12 protein-coding genes are annotated in these 12115 nt (G+C 63.5%); 9 read left to right on the top strand and 3 right to left on the bottom strand.

Annotated features, from left to right (window positions below):
- Nucleotides 1-18: 18 nt before the first annotated feature.
- The 4 genes from ELS24_RS01220 (at nucleotide 19) to ELS24_RS01205 (ending at nucleotide 4398) form a co-directional block, all read left to right on the top strand.
- Nucleotides 19-1446, top strand: a complete 1428-nt coding sequence (locus ELS24_RS01220; RefSeq protein ID WP_127183168.1) for a basic amino acid/polyamine antiporter — start codon at nucleotides 19-21, stop codon at nucleotides 1444-1446.
- Between the two features lie 17 nt (nucleotides 1447-1463).
- Entirely contained in the window at nucleotides 1464-3287 is a 1824-nt protein-coding gene (locus tag ELS24_RS01215; protein WP_127183167.1) for an SLC13 family permease, read from the top strand.
- A gap of 124 nt (nucleotides 3288-3411) precedes the next feature.
- Nucleotides 3412-3858 (top strand): hypothetical protein, encoded by a 447-nt coding sequence (locus tag ELS24_RS01210; protein ID WP_127183166.1) that lies wholly within the window; start codon nucleotides 3412-3414, stop codon nucleotides 3856-3858.
- Nucleotides 3859-3906: 48 nt separating this feature from the next.
- Complete coding sequence (locus ELS24_RS01205; protein ID WP_050448153.1) at nucleotides 3907-4398, top strand: hypothetical protein; 492 nt, start codon at nucleotides 3907-3909, stop codon at nucleotides 4396-4398.
- 85 nt (nucleotides 4399-4483) lie between these two features.
- Here the strand turns inward: ELS24_RS01205 and ELS24_RS01200 are convergent, their stop codons facing one another.
- Complete coding sequence (locus tag ELS24_RS01200; protein ID WP_050448154.1) at nucleotides 4484-5350, bottom strand: LysR family transcriptional regulator; 867 nt, start codon at nucleotides 5348-5350, stop codon at nucleotides 4484-4486.
- Nucleotides 5351-5496: 146 nt separating this feature from the next.
- On the opposite strand from ELS24_RS01200, the gene argH reads away from it, so the two are divergent.
- Together argH and ELS24_RS01190 are read left to right on the top strand one after the other, a co-directional pair.
- Nucleotides 5497-7008, top strand: coding sequence for an argininosuccinate lyase (gene argH / locus ELS24_RS01195; protein ID WP_127183165.1), 1512 nt, complete (start codon nucleotides 5497-5499; stop codon nucleotides 7006-7008).
- Between the two features lie 53 nt (nucleotides 7009-7061).
- Nucleotides 7062-8027: a Bug family tripartite tricarboxylate transporter substrate binding protein gene (locus ELS24_RS01190; protein ID WP_050448156.1), complete on the top strand. Its 966-nt coding sequence runs from the start codon at nucleotides 7062-7064 to the stop codon at nucleotides 8025-8027.
- 113 nt (nucleotides 8028-8140) lie between these two features.
- Here ELS24_RS01190 and ELS24_RS01185 read toward each other — a convergent pair whose 3' ends face one another.
- Nucleotides 8141-8431 (bottom strand): hypothetical protein, encoded by a 291-nt coding sequence (locus ELS24_RS01185; protein WP_050448157.1) that lies wholly within the window; start codon nucleotides 8429-8431, stop codon nucleotides 8141-8143.
- Nucleotides 8432-8506: 75 nt separating this feature from the next.
- Nucleotides 8507-10339, bottom strand: coding sequence for a glutamine--fructose-6-phosphate transaminase (isomerizing) (glmS, locus tag ELS24_RS01180; RefSeq protein ID WP_050448168.1), 1833 nt, complete (start codon nucleotides 10337-10339; stop codon nucleotides 8507-8509).
- 150 nt (nucleotides 10340-10489) lie between these two features.
- On the opposite strand from glmS, the gene ELS24_RS01175 reads away from it, so the two are divergent.
- From ELS24_RS01175 to ELS24_RS01165, 3 genes are all read left to right on the top strand, one after another.
- Entirely contained in the window at nucleotides 10490-10978 is a 489-nt protein-coding gene (locus ELS24_RS01175) for an Lrp/AsnC family transcriptional regulator (RefSeq protein WP_050448169.1), read from the top strand.
- A gap of 90 nt (nucleotides 10979-11068) precedes the next feature.
- Nucleotides 11069-11383 carry a hypothetical protein gene (locus ELS24_RS01170; RefSeq protein WP_127183164.1) on the top strand — a complete coding sequence of 105 codons (315 nt, stop codon included), beginning with the start codon at nucleotides 11069-11071 and terminating at the stop codon, nucleotides 11381-11383.
- Nucleotides 11380-12108 carry a nucleotidyl transferase AbiEii/AbiGii toxin family protein gene (locus ELS24_RS01165; RefSeq protein ID WP_240669414.1) on the top strand — a complete coding sequence of 243 codons (729 nt, stop codon included), beginning with the start codon at nucleotides 11380-11382 and terminating at the stop codon, nucleotides 12106-12108. The genes ELS24_RS01170 and ELS24_RS01165 overlap by 4 nt, the downstream gene beginning before the upstream one ends.
- Nucleotides 12109-12115 lie beyond the last annotated feature (7 nt).

Genomic DNA, 12115 nt, shown 5'->3' with positions numbered 1-12115 from the left:
CCGCAGGGGGAGCATGGGATGAGCAACGAGACGGCAAAACTCTCACGGCTGGCGCTGGTCGCCATGGTGGTCGGCTCCATGGTCGGCGCCGGCATCTTTTCGCTGCCGGCCCTGTTCGCGCGCTATACGGGGCCGGTGGGGGGGCTGCTCGCCTGGGCCATCTCCGGCACTGGCATGCTGACGCTCGCGCTGGTGTTCCAGTACCTGGCACGCCGGCGCCCCGATCTTGACGCCGGCATCTTCGCCTACGCCAAGGCCGGTTTTGGCCGCTATATCGGCTTCCTGGCGGCGCTGGGCTATTGGACGGCGGCGTGCCTGGGCAATGTCAGCTACTTCGTCGTCTTCAAGGCCACGCTAGGCGCGGTGGTTCCAGGGTTCGGCGACGGCGACACCGTCGCCGCGGTATTCGTGTCGTCGCTGTTGCTCTGGAGCGTGCACTTCGCCATCCTGCGCGGCATTCGTCAGGCTGCCGGCATGAACCTGGCGGTCACCATCGCCAAGATCGTGCCGATCCTGATCTTCGTCGCGTGTGTGGCGGTCGCGCTGGATACCGACGTGCTGCTCGCCAACATCCAAGAGGGTGCGTCGGTGGGCGGCAGCTTGCTCGAACAGGTCCGGGGCACGATGTTGGTGACGGTGTTCGTCTTTCTGGGCGTGGAAGGGGCCAGCGTCTATTCGCGCTACGCGCGGCGGCGCGAAGATGTGGCCGCCGCCACCATCATCGGCTTTCTGTTGGTATTGACATTGCTGGTGGCGGTGACGCTGCTTTCCTATGGCATCTTGCCGCGCGCTGAACTGGCGGCGCTGCGCAACCCATCGATGGCGGGCGTGCTGCGTGAAGTGGTGGGGCCATGGGGCAGTGTGATGGTAAGCATCGGCCTCATGATCTCGGTTGGTGGGGCCTACCTGTCGTGGGTCCTGCTGGCCGCCGAGGTGTTGCACGCGGCCGCCAAGGCCGACACGATGCCGGCCATCCTGGGCCGTCAGAACCGCCATGGCGTGCCGGCCGCGGCACTCTGGTTAAGCAACGGATTCGTGCAGGTGTTCCTCATCGTGACCTTGTTCACCGACGACACCTTCGTGCTCATCAAACACATGGCCAGTTCGATGAGCCTGATGCCATACCTGTTCGTGGCCGGCTTTGGGCTGCTGACCGCCTGGCGCGACAGGCAGACCCGCCCGCGCTGGAGCCGGCGCAGCGGCTATGAGATCGCGCTGGGCGGCATTGCCTGCATCTACGCCGTCGGCATGATGTATGCGGGTGGGCTGCAATACTTCGCCTTGTCGACGCTGGTGTACGCGCCTGGCACGCTGCTGTTCTTGCGCGTGCGGCGAGAGCAGGCTGGCGCCGTGTTCTCCGCCCGCGAATGGCCGGTGTTCGCGGCGGTGCTGGCCGGCTGCGTCTATGGCGTTTGGACACTCACTGCCGGCGCCATCGCGCCCTGAGCCTGGGGGCCTTCACCATGACGCCCGATCTCGCTCTCGTTCTTGCGCTGCTCGGCGTGGCGATCGTGCTCTTCCTGATCGGCCGGCCCCGTGCGGACGCGGTCGCGCTGATGGTGATCGTGGTGCTGCCGTTGAGCGGAACGATCAGCTATCGAGAGGCGATCGCAGGCTTCGCCAACCCCAACCTGATCCTGATCGCCTGCCTGTTCGTGATCGGTGAGGGGCTGGTGCGCACCGGCGTGGCCCAGGCCGTGGGCGATTGGCTGCTGCACAAGGGGGGAACACGCGAGCAGCGGCTCATCGTACTCATCATGGGCGCCGTGGCGACGATGGGATCGGTGATGAGTTCGACGGCAGTGGTCGCCATCTTCATCCCTATCATCCTGCGGATCGCGCAACAGACCGCGGTATCGAGCCGCCAGGTGCTGTTCCCGATGGGCGCGGCGGCGGCCATCAGCGGCATGATGACGCTGGTGGCAACCACGCCGAATCTGGTGCTCAACAGTGCGCTGGTCTACGCTGGGCACACGGGTTTCGGCTTCTTCGCTTTCACGCCGATCGGCCTGGCGGTGCTTGCCGTGGCGATCCCGTATCTATTGGTGGCGCGGCGCTTTCTGCCCACGGAGCCTACGCGCAGCTCGCATTCGCGGCGCCCAAGTCTGTCGGGCTGGGTCGAGAAATATACCTTGCGCAAACGCGCCTACCGCTTGCACGTAGATCCCCGCTCCGACTTGGTAGGCATGCGGCTTGAGGTCTGCCACGAGGAACTGGGCGCGCGGGCATGCGTGGTCGCAATCGAACGTAGCGCCCGGTTCGGCCGCGCGGTGCTCGAGGCCACCGATGACGCCCTGCTGGAGGCCGAGGATGTCTTGCTCCTGGACATCGACGACGAGGCATTTCCGATCGGCGAATATTGCCAGCGCCACGAACTGCGCATCTTGCCCATGACTGGCGACTATTTCTCTGACCAATCGCGCGACGTGGGCATGGTCGAGGTGATCATCCCGCCGGACTCTCGCCTGGTGGGCGCCTCGGCCCGCAAGTCAGCGCTGCTGCGCCGACATGGGCTGTTCGTGGTCGGCGTGTGGCGCCATGGACAATCGCAGGCCCCTGTACACACACTTGCCCTGCGCGCGGGCGACACGGCGTTGGTGGTCGGGCCGTGGAAGGGAATTTTCGCGTTGCAGTCTGTCGAGCATGATCTCGTGAGCCTTGCGCTGCCAGTGGAAACCGATGCGGTGGTGGCCGTGCCGGGACGTGCGCCCGCTGCTGTACTGGTCATGGTGCTTACGATTGCGCTGATGCTCACCGGCTGGGTGCCTATCGTCATTGCCGGCCTGATCGGCTGTCTGTTGATGGGGCTATTCGGCTGCATCACACTGGACATTGCCTATCGGTCCATCAACTGGCGCGCGCTCATCCTCATCATCGGCATGCTGCCGTTCGCGATTGCGCTGGACCACACCGGCGGGGTTGATCTGGCCGCCGAGAACCTGCTGCGCTTGTCTCAGACCTGGGGCGCGCACGGCCAGATCGCTCTGCTGTTCGGCGCAACGATCGCGCTCGGCACGGTGATCTCGGGGACGGCCACGGCGGTGTTGATGGGACCGGTCGCGATCAGCTTGGCCGAAGCCATTCATGCCGAGCCCCATCCCTATGTCATGGCGGTTGCGATCGCCTGTTCGGCGGCGTTCATGTCACCCGTCTCCACGCCCGCCAACGCGCTGGTCAGCGTGGCCGGCGGCTTCCGATTTGTCGACTATTTGAAGGTGGGTACGCCGCTGATGCTGGTGACCTTATGCGTCAGCGTCGTGATGATTCCTTTTCTGTTTTCGATGTGAGCCGCCAGGTGGCGACCGCACATCCCTGCGCACTCGCGCGACCGCTACGTCGTGGTTGGCGGTGACTGGCGTTCCGGCGGCCTTGTTAGCCGGGATGGCCTTTTGTTCTTGAGGAGGACTGTTCATGAAACGATTTGCGCTTGCCTGCGCGTTCGGCATGCTTGCCGGATGCGTCAACCAGCCCACTGACCGTGGCGACCAAGCCCGCTACGGCACACCGCCCAGCGAGGAAGACCTATATCAATACCTGTCCGTGCTGCGCGACAGCCTGCCACCCACGCGGTATATCAGCTACCGGGATGCGGGCTATGCGGCGTCGCTCAAGCAAACCTCGGTGGCGGACGCGGATGGCCAGCAGATTGCGGGCTGGGAATACGATTTTGAAGCATCGGGCTACGACGCCGTGGACGGCAAACCCGTGCGCTGGACGCCTTACCGCGCGCTGTTCTTCAACGGACGCCCAATCGGCGTGATCGACGCGCAAGGACGGCTGCACCGTGCGCCCACCCTCCCAGACAGCGCGGCGCCACCGGCACCTGCGTCGACGCCGGCCCCAGGCAAGACGCCCTGAGCCCCTTCCGCACACTCGTCTCAATTCCGTATCTTTCGAGGACTGATCATGAACCTATGCATTAATCTGACGCGCGGTCGACGCCTGCGATTCGCGCTGCTAGTCGGCGCGGCGGCGATGGCCCTGGGAGGCTGCGCCCAGCAAAGCGCATCGTCGCGCGTCTACACCTTCGACCAGGCCCAACGCGCTCAGACTGTTGTGTTGGGCACCGTGGTCGCCGTACGAGGCATCACCATCCAGTCGTCCGGCAGTTCCGGCGCGGGATTGATTGCGGGCGGCGCGCTGGGCGCGGTGGCCGGTAACGCAATCGGCGGTGGATCCGGCAGACGCTTGACCACGGTCGGAGGCTTGATCGGAGGCGCGGCAGCCGGCAACGCCATCGAGAATGCCTCAGCGCGCCGCGCGGGGCTGGAAATAACGGTGCAACTGGACAACGGCGAAGTACGCGTCATCGCCCAGGAGGCCGATGTGCCCATCTCAGTGGGGCAGCGGGTGCAAATCGTGACCCAAGGAGGCACCAGCCGTGTCGGGGTGATTTGACCGCTTGATGCAGACATCTCGCCACCTTCTGGCCCCTGGTGACGGGCAAAGCGACTTGAATCCACGAAGCAGGCCCCGGGCAACCTTACTCGCCGCGAAGACAGTCTAGGAATGCGGCGGTCAAGTTCGACGTGGCCTGCTGTTGCGCCGCCAGGATGTGGCGGGAGAATACAACCGTCGGTGCAAAGGGCAGGCTGACCACGCCCGGAATCTTCAAATGTCGCATCACCAGGGGATTGATCACGCTCACGCCCAACCCCATCGCCACCATGCGGCAGATAGTCGCTGCGTAGGGCGTGTCCAGGATGAGCTTGCGGCGATCCGGCTCAAAAGCGGCATCGATCGCCGCCCGGGTGCCGTCGCCCTGCGTCAATGACACAAAGGGCTCTCCATCCAGGTCGCGGGCATTGACCTTGCGCCTGCGCGACAGGCGGTGCCCGCTCGGCACGATGCACACTCCCTCTTCCTGTGCCCAGAGGCTCGCGGTAACGCCTGGCGTGTCGGCAAGATAGGACACCAGGCCCACGTCGCAGTAGCGCGTCGCGGTCCACTTCGCGACCATCGGTGAGTCGCCTGTGTGTATCGACACCGGCACGTCCGGGTAGCGTTGGCGGAACGTCCGCATGACCTTGGGCATGACACACATGGCAATCGACGGCACCGCGCCGATGCGCAACGTACCGGGCCCGACCTGGCGGATCAGGCGGGCCGCGTCGGACAGCGCATCCATGCCGAGAAACGCGCGTTGCACTTCCTGGTAGAACGCCTCGGCTTCAGGGGTGGGAACGAGGCCGCCCGCACGACGTTCGAAAAGACGAAATCCCGTTGCGCTTTCCAGTTGGCCGATGACGCGGCTGACGTTCGATTGAGACGTGTGGAGCTGACTGGCCGCCAGCGTCATGGATCGCGTCAGCATCACAACGCGAAAGGTCTCGATGTGCTTGAACTTCATCCGTGGGTTCTCCTGCCTGGGAGACACAGCATATCAAAATTGCATGCACAGGCGGAATACTGTCATTTGACGTAATGATGTTCGATTTCCATACTTCATTCCAATCTCAGCGAGCAGTCAGCGCGCGCAAAAGGAGCAGAAAAAGCATGGAATCGAAGGTCAGTCGCCGCTTGCAGCAAGCCACCGCCCAGGAAGTCTGCGACCACATCTACCTGCCGCGCTTGAACCGCGAGTTCAACAGCGGCTTCGTCTATCTTTCCGACATCAACCAGGCGCACTTGCTCATGCTGGCGCACGCTGGCCTGATGCCTCGGGAATCGGCGATTGGCCTGGCGCAGGCGCTGCAGCAAATGGAACGGGATGGCCCCGCGGCGGTGCCGCTGGACCCGCAGCGTGAAGACGCCTATTTCAACTACGAAGCGCAGTTGATGCGCCTTGCGGGCGCGGAGGCAGGGGGCCGTCTGCACGTGGCGCGCAGCCGCAATGACATCCTTGCCACCCACGACAGGTTGCGGGCGCGCGATGCCGGTCTAGACGTGCTCGACGCGCTGAACAACGTTCGGGAAGTGGCGATATCCCGCGCGCAGCAGTACGCCGGTGTGGTCATGCCGGGCTACACGCATCTGCAATCGGCGCAGCCGATCACTTACGGCCATTACCTGATCGCGGCCGCGGACGCCATTGCCCGCGATGCCGCCCGCATCGAGCAGGCGCTGGCTCACATTGATGCCTGTCCGCTAGGCGCTGGCGCGCTTGCGGGCACGACCTTCCCCATCCGGCGCGACGACACCGCGCGACTCCTGGGCTTTGGCCATTGCGTGGCCAATTCGCTCGACGCCGTGGCGTCGCGGGATTTCGCCTGGGAACTGATGTCGGCCATGACCATCGCGTCCTTGACCTGGGGAAGGATTGCCCAGGACTTCTACGTATGGGCCACCCCCGAGTTCGGGCTCATCCACTTTCCCGATCGCGTCGCGGGGACGTCAAGCATCATGCCGCAGAAGAAGAACCCCGTGGTGGTCGAGTATTTGAAAGGCAAGACCAGCCACCTGATCGCGCTGTTCACCGGCTCGATGACGGCGGTGAAAGGCACCCACTTCACGCATAGCGGCGACGGCAACAGGGAGAGCATGCGCAGCTTCTGGGAAAGCGCCGACGAGTGTATCCGCTGCCTGACGCTGTTCCGCCTGGTATTGGATGCCGCGGAACCTGTCGAACAAACCATGCTGCGCAAGGCCAGAACCGATTTCTCGACCGCGACCGACCTGGCCGACGCCCTGGTGCGCGAGTCGGGTCTGTCGTTTCGCGAGGCCCATCATGTGGTGGGCGCGGTGGTGCGCCAGGCCATTGATGCCGACCTGGCGGCTGACGAGATCACGGCGGAAATGGTCAACGCCGCCGCCTCGCAACAGACCGGACGCGACATCCGCCTGGACGCGGCATCGGTGCAGCGATGCCTGGATCCGCTGGCCAGCGTGCAGGCCCGTTCGGCCCACGGCGGCCCCGCGCCGATCCTGTCGGCCCAACGTATTGCCGAACTGCGTGACGCCCTGGAGGCGGCCAGGACGCTGGCGGCGGCGCGCCGCGCTTCCGTCGCCGCCGCGCGCGCCACGCTCAAGCAAGAGATAGCGGCACTGGCTTCGGCGCCGCTGCACTAAGGCGTATCCCTACGCCTCCATTCCTAATACACAACGACACAAGGGGTTCCCTCATGAAGCTTGCCATCACGCTTGCCGCCGCCTCGGCGCTGGCATTTTCATCCATCGCGGCCGCGGATAACTACCCGACGAAGCCGATTCGCCTGATCATCCCATTCGCCGTGGGAGGCAGCACCGACAACCTGGGCCGGGTGTTGGCCGCGCGCCTTTCGGAGAAACTTGGCCAGCAAGTCGTGGCGGACAACCGACCCGGCGCCGGCGGCAACATCGGCACGGACCTCGTCGCCAAGGCGCCCGCCGATGGGTACACGCTGCTGTTCGCCACCGAAGGCACCTTGGGCATCAACCCTTCCCTCTACAAGCGGCTGCCATTCGACCCGGACAAGGACTTCACCCCCATCGCGCTGTTCGCCAGCGTACCCAACATCCTGGTCGTCAATCCCAAGGTCCAGACCAAGAGCGTGGAGGAACTGGTCGCCTATGCCAAGGGCAAGCCCGCAAGCCTGAACATGGGCTCGGCCGGCAACGGCACAACCAACCATCTTTCGGGTGAACTGTTCCAGGCAATGACCGGCACGTCGTTCACGCACGTCCCCTACAAGGGCAGCGGCCCGGCGATGGTTGATCTGCTGGCCAACCAGATCCAGTTGATGTTCGACAACCTGCCGGGTTCCTTGCCGCAGGTGAAGGCCGGCGGCCTGCGCGCCCTGGCCGTAACCAGCGCCAGGCGCTCGCCCTTGCTGCCGGACGTGCCGACCATGGCCGAGGCCGGCGTGCCAGGTTATGACGTCGAGGTGTGGTTCGGCGTGGCGGCGCCCAAAGGCCTGCCCACGCAGACGCTTGCGATCCTGTCCAAGACGATCACCGAAATCTCGCAGGAGCCGGCCACGACAGCGAAGATCCTGAATATCGGCGCAACGCCCTTGACGTCCACGCCATCCGAGTTCGGCCAGCAGATCCGTAGCGCGCGCGAAAAATGGGCGCCGATCGTGGCGCAGTCCGGCGCGACCATCGATTGAGTCCGCGGCGGCGTGGGCGCTGGCGGACCGCTAGCCGACCTTGCCGCTGCGCGGAGCGCGGGATCAATCATCCGACGATCGGGACGGAAACCGATCGCCCCTGACGAGGCCGTTCAGGCGGTCAGGAAGCGCGTGACTTCGGCCCAATCGTTAGTCGACAGGGCGACGTCCTCGAAGTCGCCAGCTTCCTCGTCGTAGCGCGAAACACAGAAGCGCTGGCTCCTGCCCGATTCGCGGTCGGCATAGTTGGCGTAGTCGACATACACCTTCAAACCGCGCTCCTTGTTCTCGAATGAAGGAGCCGCATCGATATAGCTCGACGTGTCGAAATACCCTTCGGGAAGGGGCGGCAGGGTGGTTATGTCGAAGTCGGGAAATTCGCGACGTAGTCGTTCAAGATTCATAAGAGAAGCAGGTAGAGGCTGGAAGCCTGACATTTTACGTTGCTTAGCGTCAGTCAGGCGTTAGCCCCCTTTCCCTCACTCCACCGTCACGCTCTTCGCCAGATTCCGCGGCTTGTCCACATCCGTACCCCGTGCGCAGGCCGTGTGATACGACAGCAGTTGCAGCGGGATCGTGTGCAGAATCGGCGACAGCTTGCCGTAGTTTTCCGGCATGCGGATCACGTGCATGCCTTCGGCGCTTTGGATCTTGCTGTCGGCATCGGCGAACACATAAAGCTCGCCGCCGCGCGCGCGCACTTCCTGCATGTTGGACTTCAGCTTTTCCAGCAGCTCGTCCTTGGGCGCGATGGTCACGACGGGCATGTGCTCCGTCACCAGCGCCAGCGGGCCGTGCTTGAGTTCGCCGGCCGGGTAGGCTTCGGCGTGGATGTAGCTGATTTCCTTCAGCTTCAGCGCGCCTTCCAGTGCGATCGGGTAGTGCATGCCACGGCCCAGGAACAGGGCGTTTTCCTTGGACGCGAAGCGGTCGGCCCAGGCCATGATCTGCGGCTCCAGCGCCAGCACCGAACCAATGGCCACGGGCAGGTGGCGCAGCGCCTTCAGGTGCTCGGCTTCCTGCTCGTCGTTGAGGTGGCCGCGCACTTGCGCCAACGCCAGCGTCAGCAGGAACAGCGCGGTCAACTGCGTGGTGAAGGCCTTGGTGGACGCCACGCCGATTTCAACGCCGGCGCGCGTGATGTACGACAGCTTGCACTCGCGCACCATGGCGCTGGTGGACACGTTGCAGATGGTCAGCGTCTTGTCCATGCCCAGCGAACGCGCGTGCTTCAGCGCCGCCAGCGTGTCGGCGGTTTCGCCGGACTGCGAGATCGTGACGACCAGCGAACGCGGGTTGGGCACGCTGTCGCGGTAGCGGTATTCGCTGGCGATTTCAACGGCCACCGGAATCTTCGCAAGCGATTCAATCCAGTACTTGGCGGTCAGGCCGGCGTAGTAGCTCGTGCCGCACGCCAGGATCAACAGCGAATCGATGTCCTTGAAGATCTTGTAGGCCTCGTCGCCGAACAGCTCGGGCGAAATCGATTCGATGTCTTGCAGCGTGTCGCCAACGGCGCGCGGCTGCTCGAAGATTTCCTTTTGCATGTAGTGGCGATACGGGCCGAGTTCGGCGGCACCCGTGTGCACGTGCACGGTGTGCACTTCACGGTCCACGTTCTTGCCGTTGGCGTCCACGATCCACACGCGCGAGAGCTGCAGGTCGACGACGTCGCCGTCTTCCAGGTAGATGATCTGATCGGTCGTGCCGGCCAGCGCCAGCGCGTCGGACGCCAGGAAGTTCTCGTTCTGACCCACGCCCACCACCAGCGGCGAACCTTGGCGAGCGCCCACCACGCGATGCGGCTCGTCGCGGCAGAACACGGCAATGGCGTACGCGCCATGCAGGCGGCGCACGGCGTTCTGCACCGCTTCGAACAGGTCGCCCGCGTACAGGTGGTTCACCAGGTGCGCGATGACTTCGGTGTCGGTCTGGCTTTCAAAGACGTAACCCACGGCCTGCAGCTCAGCGCGCAGTTCGTCGTGGTTTTCGATGATGCCGTTGTGCACCAGCGCGATGCGCGGTTCGTCGTTGCCCAGGTGCGAAAAATGCGGGTGGGCGTTGTGCGTGGCGGGCACGCCGTGGGTGGCCCAACGCGTGTGGGCGATGCCCGTGAAACCCTGGACCTTGTCCTGGGCCACCTGGTCCGCCAACTCGGCCACGCGCTGCGTGCTGCGCGTACGGCGCAGATTGCCGTCGGCGTACACGGCGACGCCGCAAGAGTCGTAGCCGCGATATTCCAGCCGCTTCAGACCTTCAACCAGGATAGGGGTGATGTCGCGCTGGGCGACGGCGCCAACAATGCCGCACATAGGAAGACTCCGCTTAAGTTCGTGTACCGACGCATTGTGCGCGAGGCGGAAAGAAATATGATTTCTTAATGTTGACGAATTTGAAAGTTAATTCACTTACAGATTTGTGATTAAATAATCTTTCTTCAAATCGTCATTTTTGAATTAATCATGCACAACACGTCGATTTCCCCGCCTGAACTGGACGATTTGGATCTGCGCATCCTCGAGCAGCTGCAAGCCGACAACTCGCTGACCAACCAGGATCTGGCGGCACGCGTGCATGCGTCGCCCCCCACCTGCCTGCGCCGCGTTCGGCGCCTGGTGGACGAAGGGGTCATCGAAAGGCAGGTCGCGATACTTGCCGCTGAAAAACTGGGCAGCACCTTGACGGCGATCGTCGAGATCACGCTGGACGTGCAAGCGGCCGAGAGCCTGGATGCGTTCGAACAAAGCATGCTGACCGAACCGGCGGTGCTGCAGTGCTACCGCGTGTCGCCAGGACCGGATTTCGTGGTGATCGCCCAGGTAAAAGACATGCCCGCCTACCACGCCCTGGTGCACCGCGCGTTCACCGCCCAGGCCAACGTGCGCAACGTGCGCACATTCTTTTCGGTGCACCGCGCCAAGTTCGAAACCAGGATTGATGTGCGGGGGTGAATTGGGAATGGCACAAAAGGGCGGCTGGCCAGTGGATAATACGAAACGACTCGGCGACAGGCGCCAAAACGCCCCGCACAGGAGCATTCCGTGTATACGCATTCCACCAAGTACCTTGAGATGATCGCGACTCACCTCAACGCCCCATACGGGCGCGTGGTGGAACCCAGCGACGTTGCTGCCGCATTGCGCGGCGGCGATCTCTCCTCGGCCTCGGGCGACGAACTTGTACAAGAACTCCTGGCCAACATGTTCATTGAACTCGAACCCGAATTTATTGGCAGGGCCAGCTTTGAAGCTGGCGTCCGGCTAGAAGAGGCGCACGCACTCTATCAACGGGCTCGCGAGCAATTCGGACTACCCCGGGTAGAACAATGGGAGCAAGCGCTCGAGGGGGTCCTGTGACCAAGACCACGCTTGCCGATATCCAAAAGCATCGCGAGGCCGGCCCGTGGAGAACACTTGAAGCGCGTGCGCAAAGGCTCGTTGACGACGCCCGCCATCATGGGGGCGAATCGTTTAAGCCCGTATTGGGCGGCGGCACACGCCTGATGCTGGCGCTAGACCATCGAATCAGCGACGACGTCGATCTTTTCGTTGATTCGCCCGCTTGGCTTCCCTACATTTCGCCACGCCTGAACGATATGTTTGAAAGCGAGCTTGCCGGATACAACGAAGACAACGCGCACGTGAAATTGCGTTTTGCCGAAGGCGAAATCGACTTTGTCGTCGCCGCCCCCCTGCTTCCCGCCTCGACAAACACGTGGAATCCGCCTGCCGACGAAACGAGCTTTCCGATGGAGTCTCCCGCGGAAGTCCTAGCCAAGAAACTATTCTTCCGTGGATGGGCGCTTACCGCACGCGACTTGTTCGATTGGGTGATCCTTCAAACAGAAGGGCCAGCGGGCGCCGTCCCTGAAAAAGCGCTGGCGACGTTGCTAAACGCCAAGCTGGAAGGGATAGATACCGCGCTGTCGCACATGGCGCAGCGGCATTCGCAGCGTCTGGCTTGGGAGCGGATTCGTACGCATCATTTGCCGGATTTTGACTGGGCTACGCAATGGGCCAAGGCGCGTTTGACGCAATGGTCTCAGCTGGAACACCCAGCCAGACTCCCTCCGTCGGCTTAACCCACAG

Origin of the sequence: Achromobacter spanius, assembly GCF_003994415.1 — a bacterium.
Lineage (GTDB): Bacteria > Pseudomonadota > Gammaproteobacteria > Burkholderiales > Burkholderiaceae_B > Achromobacter > Achromobacter spanius_C.
Note: the sequence above shows the minus strand (reverse complement) of the source record. Positions and strands in the feature narration are given on the sequence as shown.

Coding starts and splice junctions, on each gene's coding strand:
- ELS24_RS01220 (WP_127183168.1), top strand. CDS start 19: ATGAGCAACGAGACGGCAAAACTCTCACGGCTGGCGCTGGTCGCCATG.
- ELS24_RS01215 (WP_127183167.1), top strand. CDS start 1,464: ATGACGCCCGATCTCGCTCTCGTTCTTGCGCTGCTCGGCGTGGCGATC.
- ELS24_RS01210 (WP_127183166.1), top strand. CDS start 3,412: ATGAAACGATTTGCGCTTGCCTGCGCGTTCGGCATGCTTGCCGGATGC.
- ELS24_RS01205 (WP_050448153.1), top strand. CDS start 3,907: ATGAACCTATGCATTAATCTGACGCGCGGTCGACGCCTGCGATTCGCG.
- ELS24_RS01200 (WP_050448154.1), bottom strand. CDS start 5,350: ATGAAGTTCAAGCACATCGAGACCTTTCGCGTTGTGATGCTGACGCGA.
- argH (WP_127183165.1), top strand. CDS start 5,497: ATGGAATCGAAGGTCAGTCGCCGCTTGCAGCAAGCCACCGCCCAGGAA.
- ELS24_RS01190 (WP_050448156.1), top strand. CDS start 7,062: ATGAAGCTTGCCATCACGCTTGCCGCCGCCTCGGCGCTGGCATTTTCA.
- ELS24_RS01185 (WP_050448157.1), bottom strand. CDS start 8,431: ATGAATCTTGAACGACTACGTCGCGAATTTCCCGACTTCGACATAACC.
- glmS (WP_050448168.1), bottom strand. CDS start 10,339: ATGTGCGGCATTGTTGGCGCCGTCGCCCAGCGCGACATCACCCCTATC.
- ELS24_RS01175 (WP_050448169.1), top strand. CDS start 10,490: ATGCACAACACGTCGATTTCCCCGCCTGAACTGGACGATTTGGATCTG.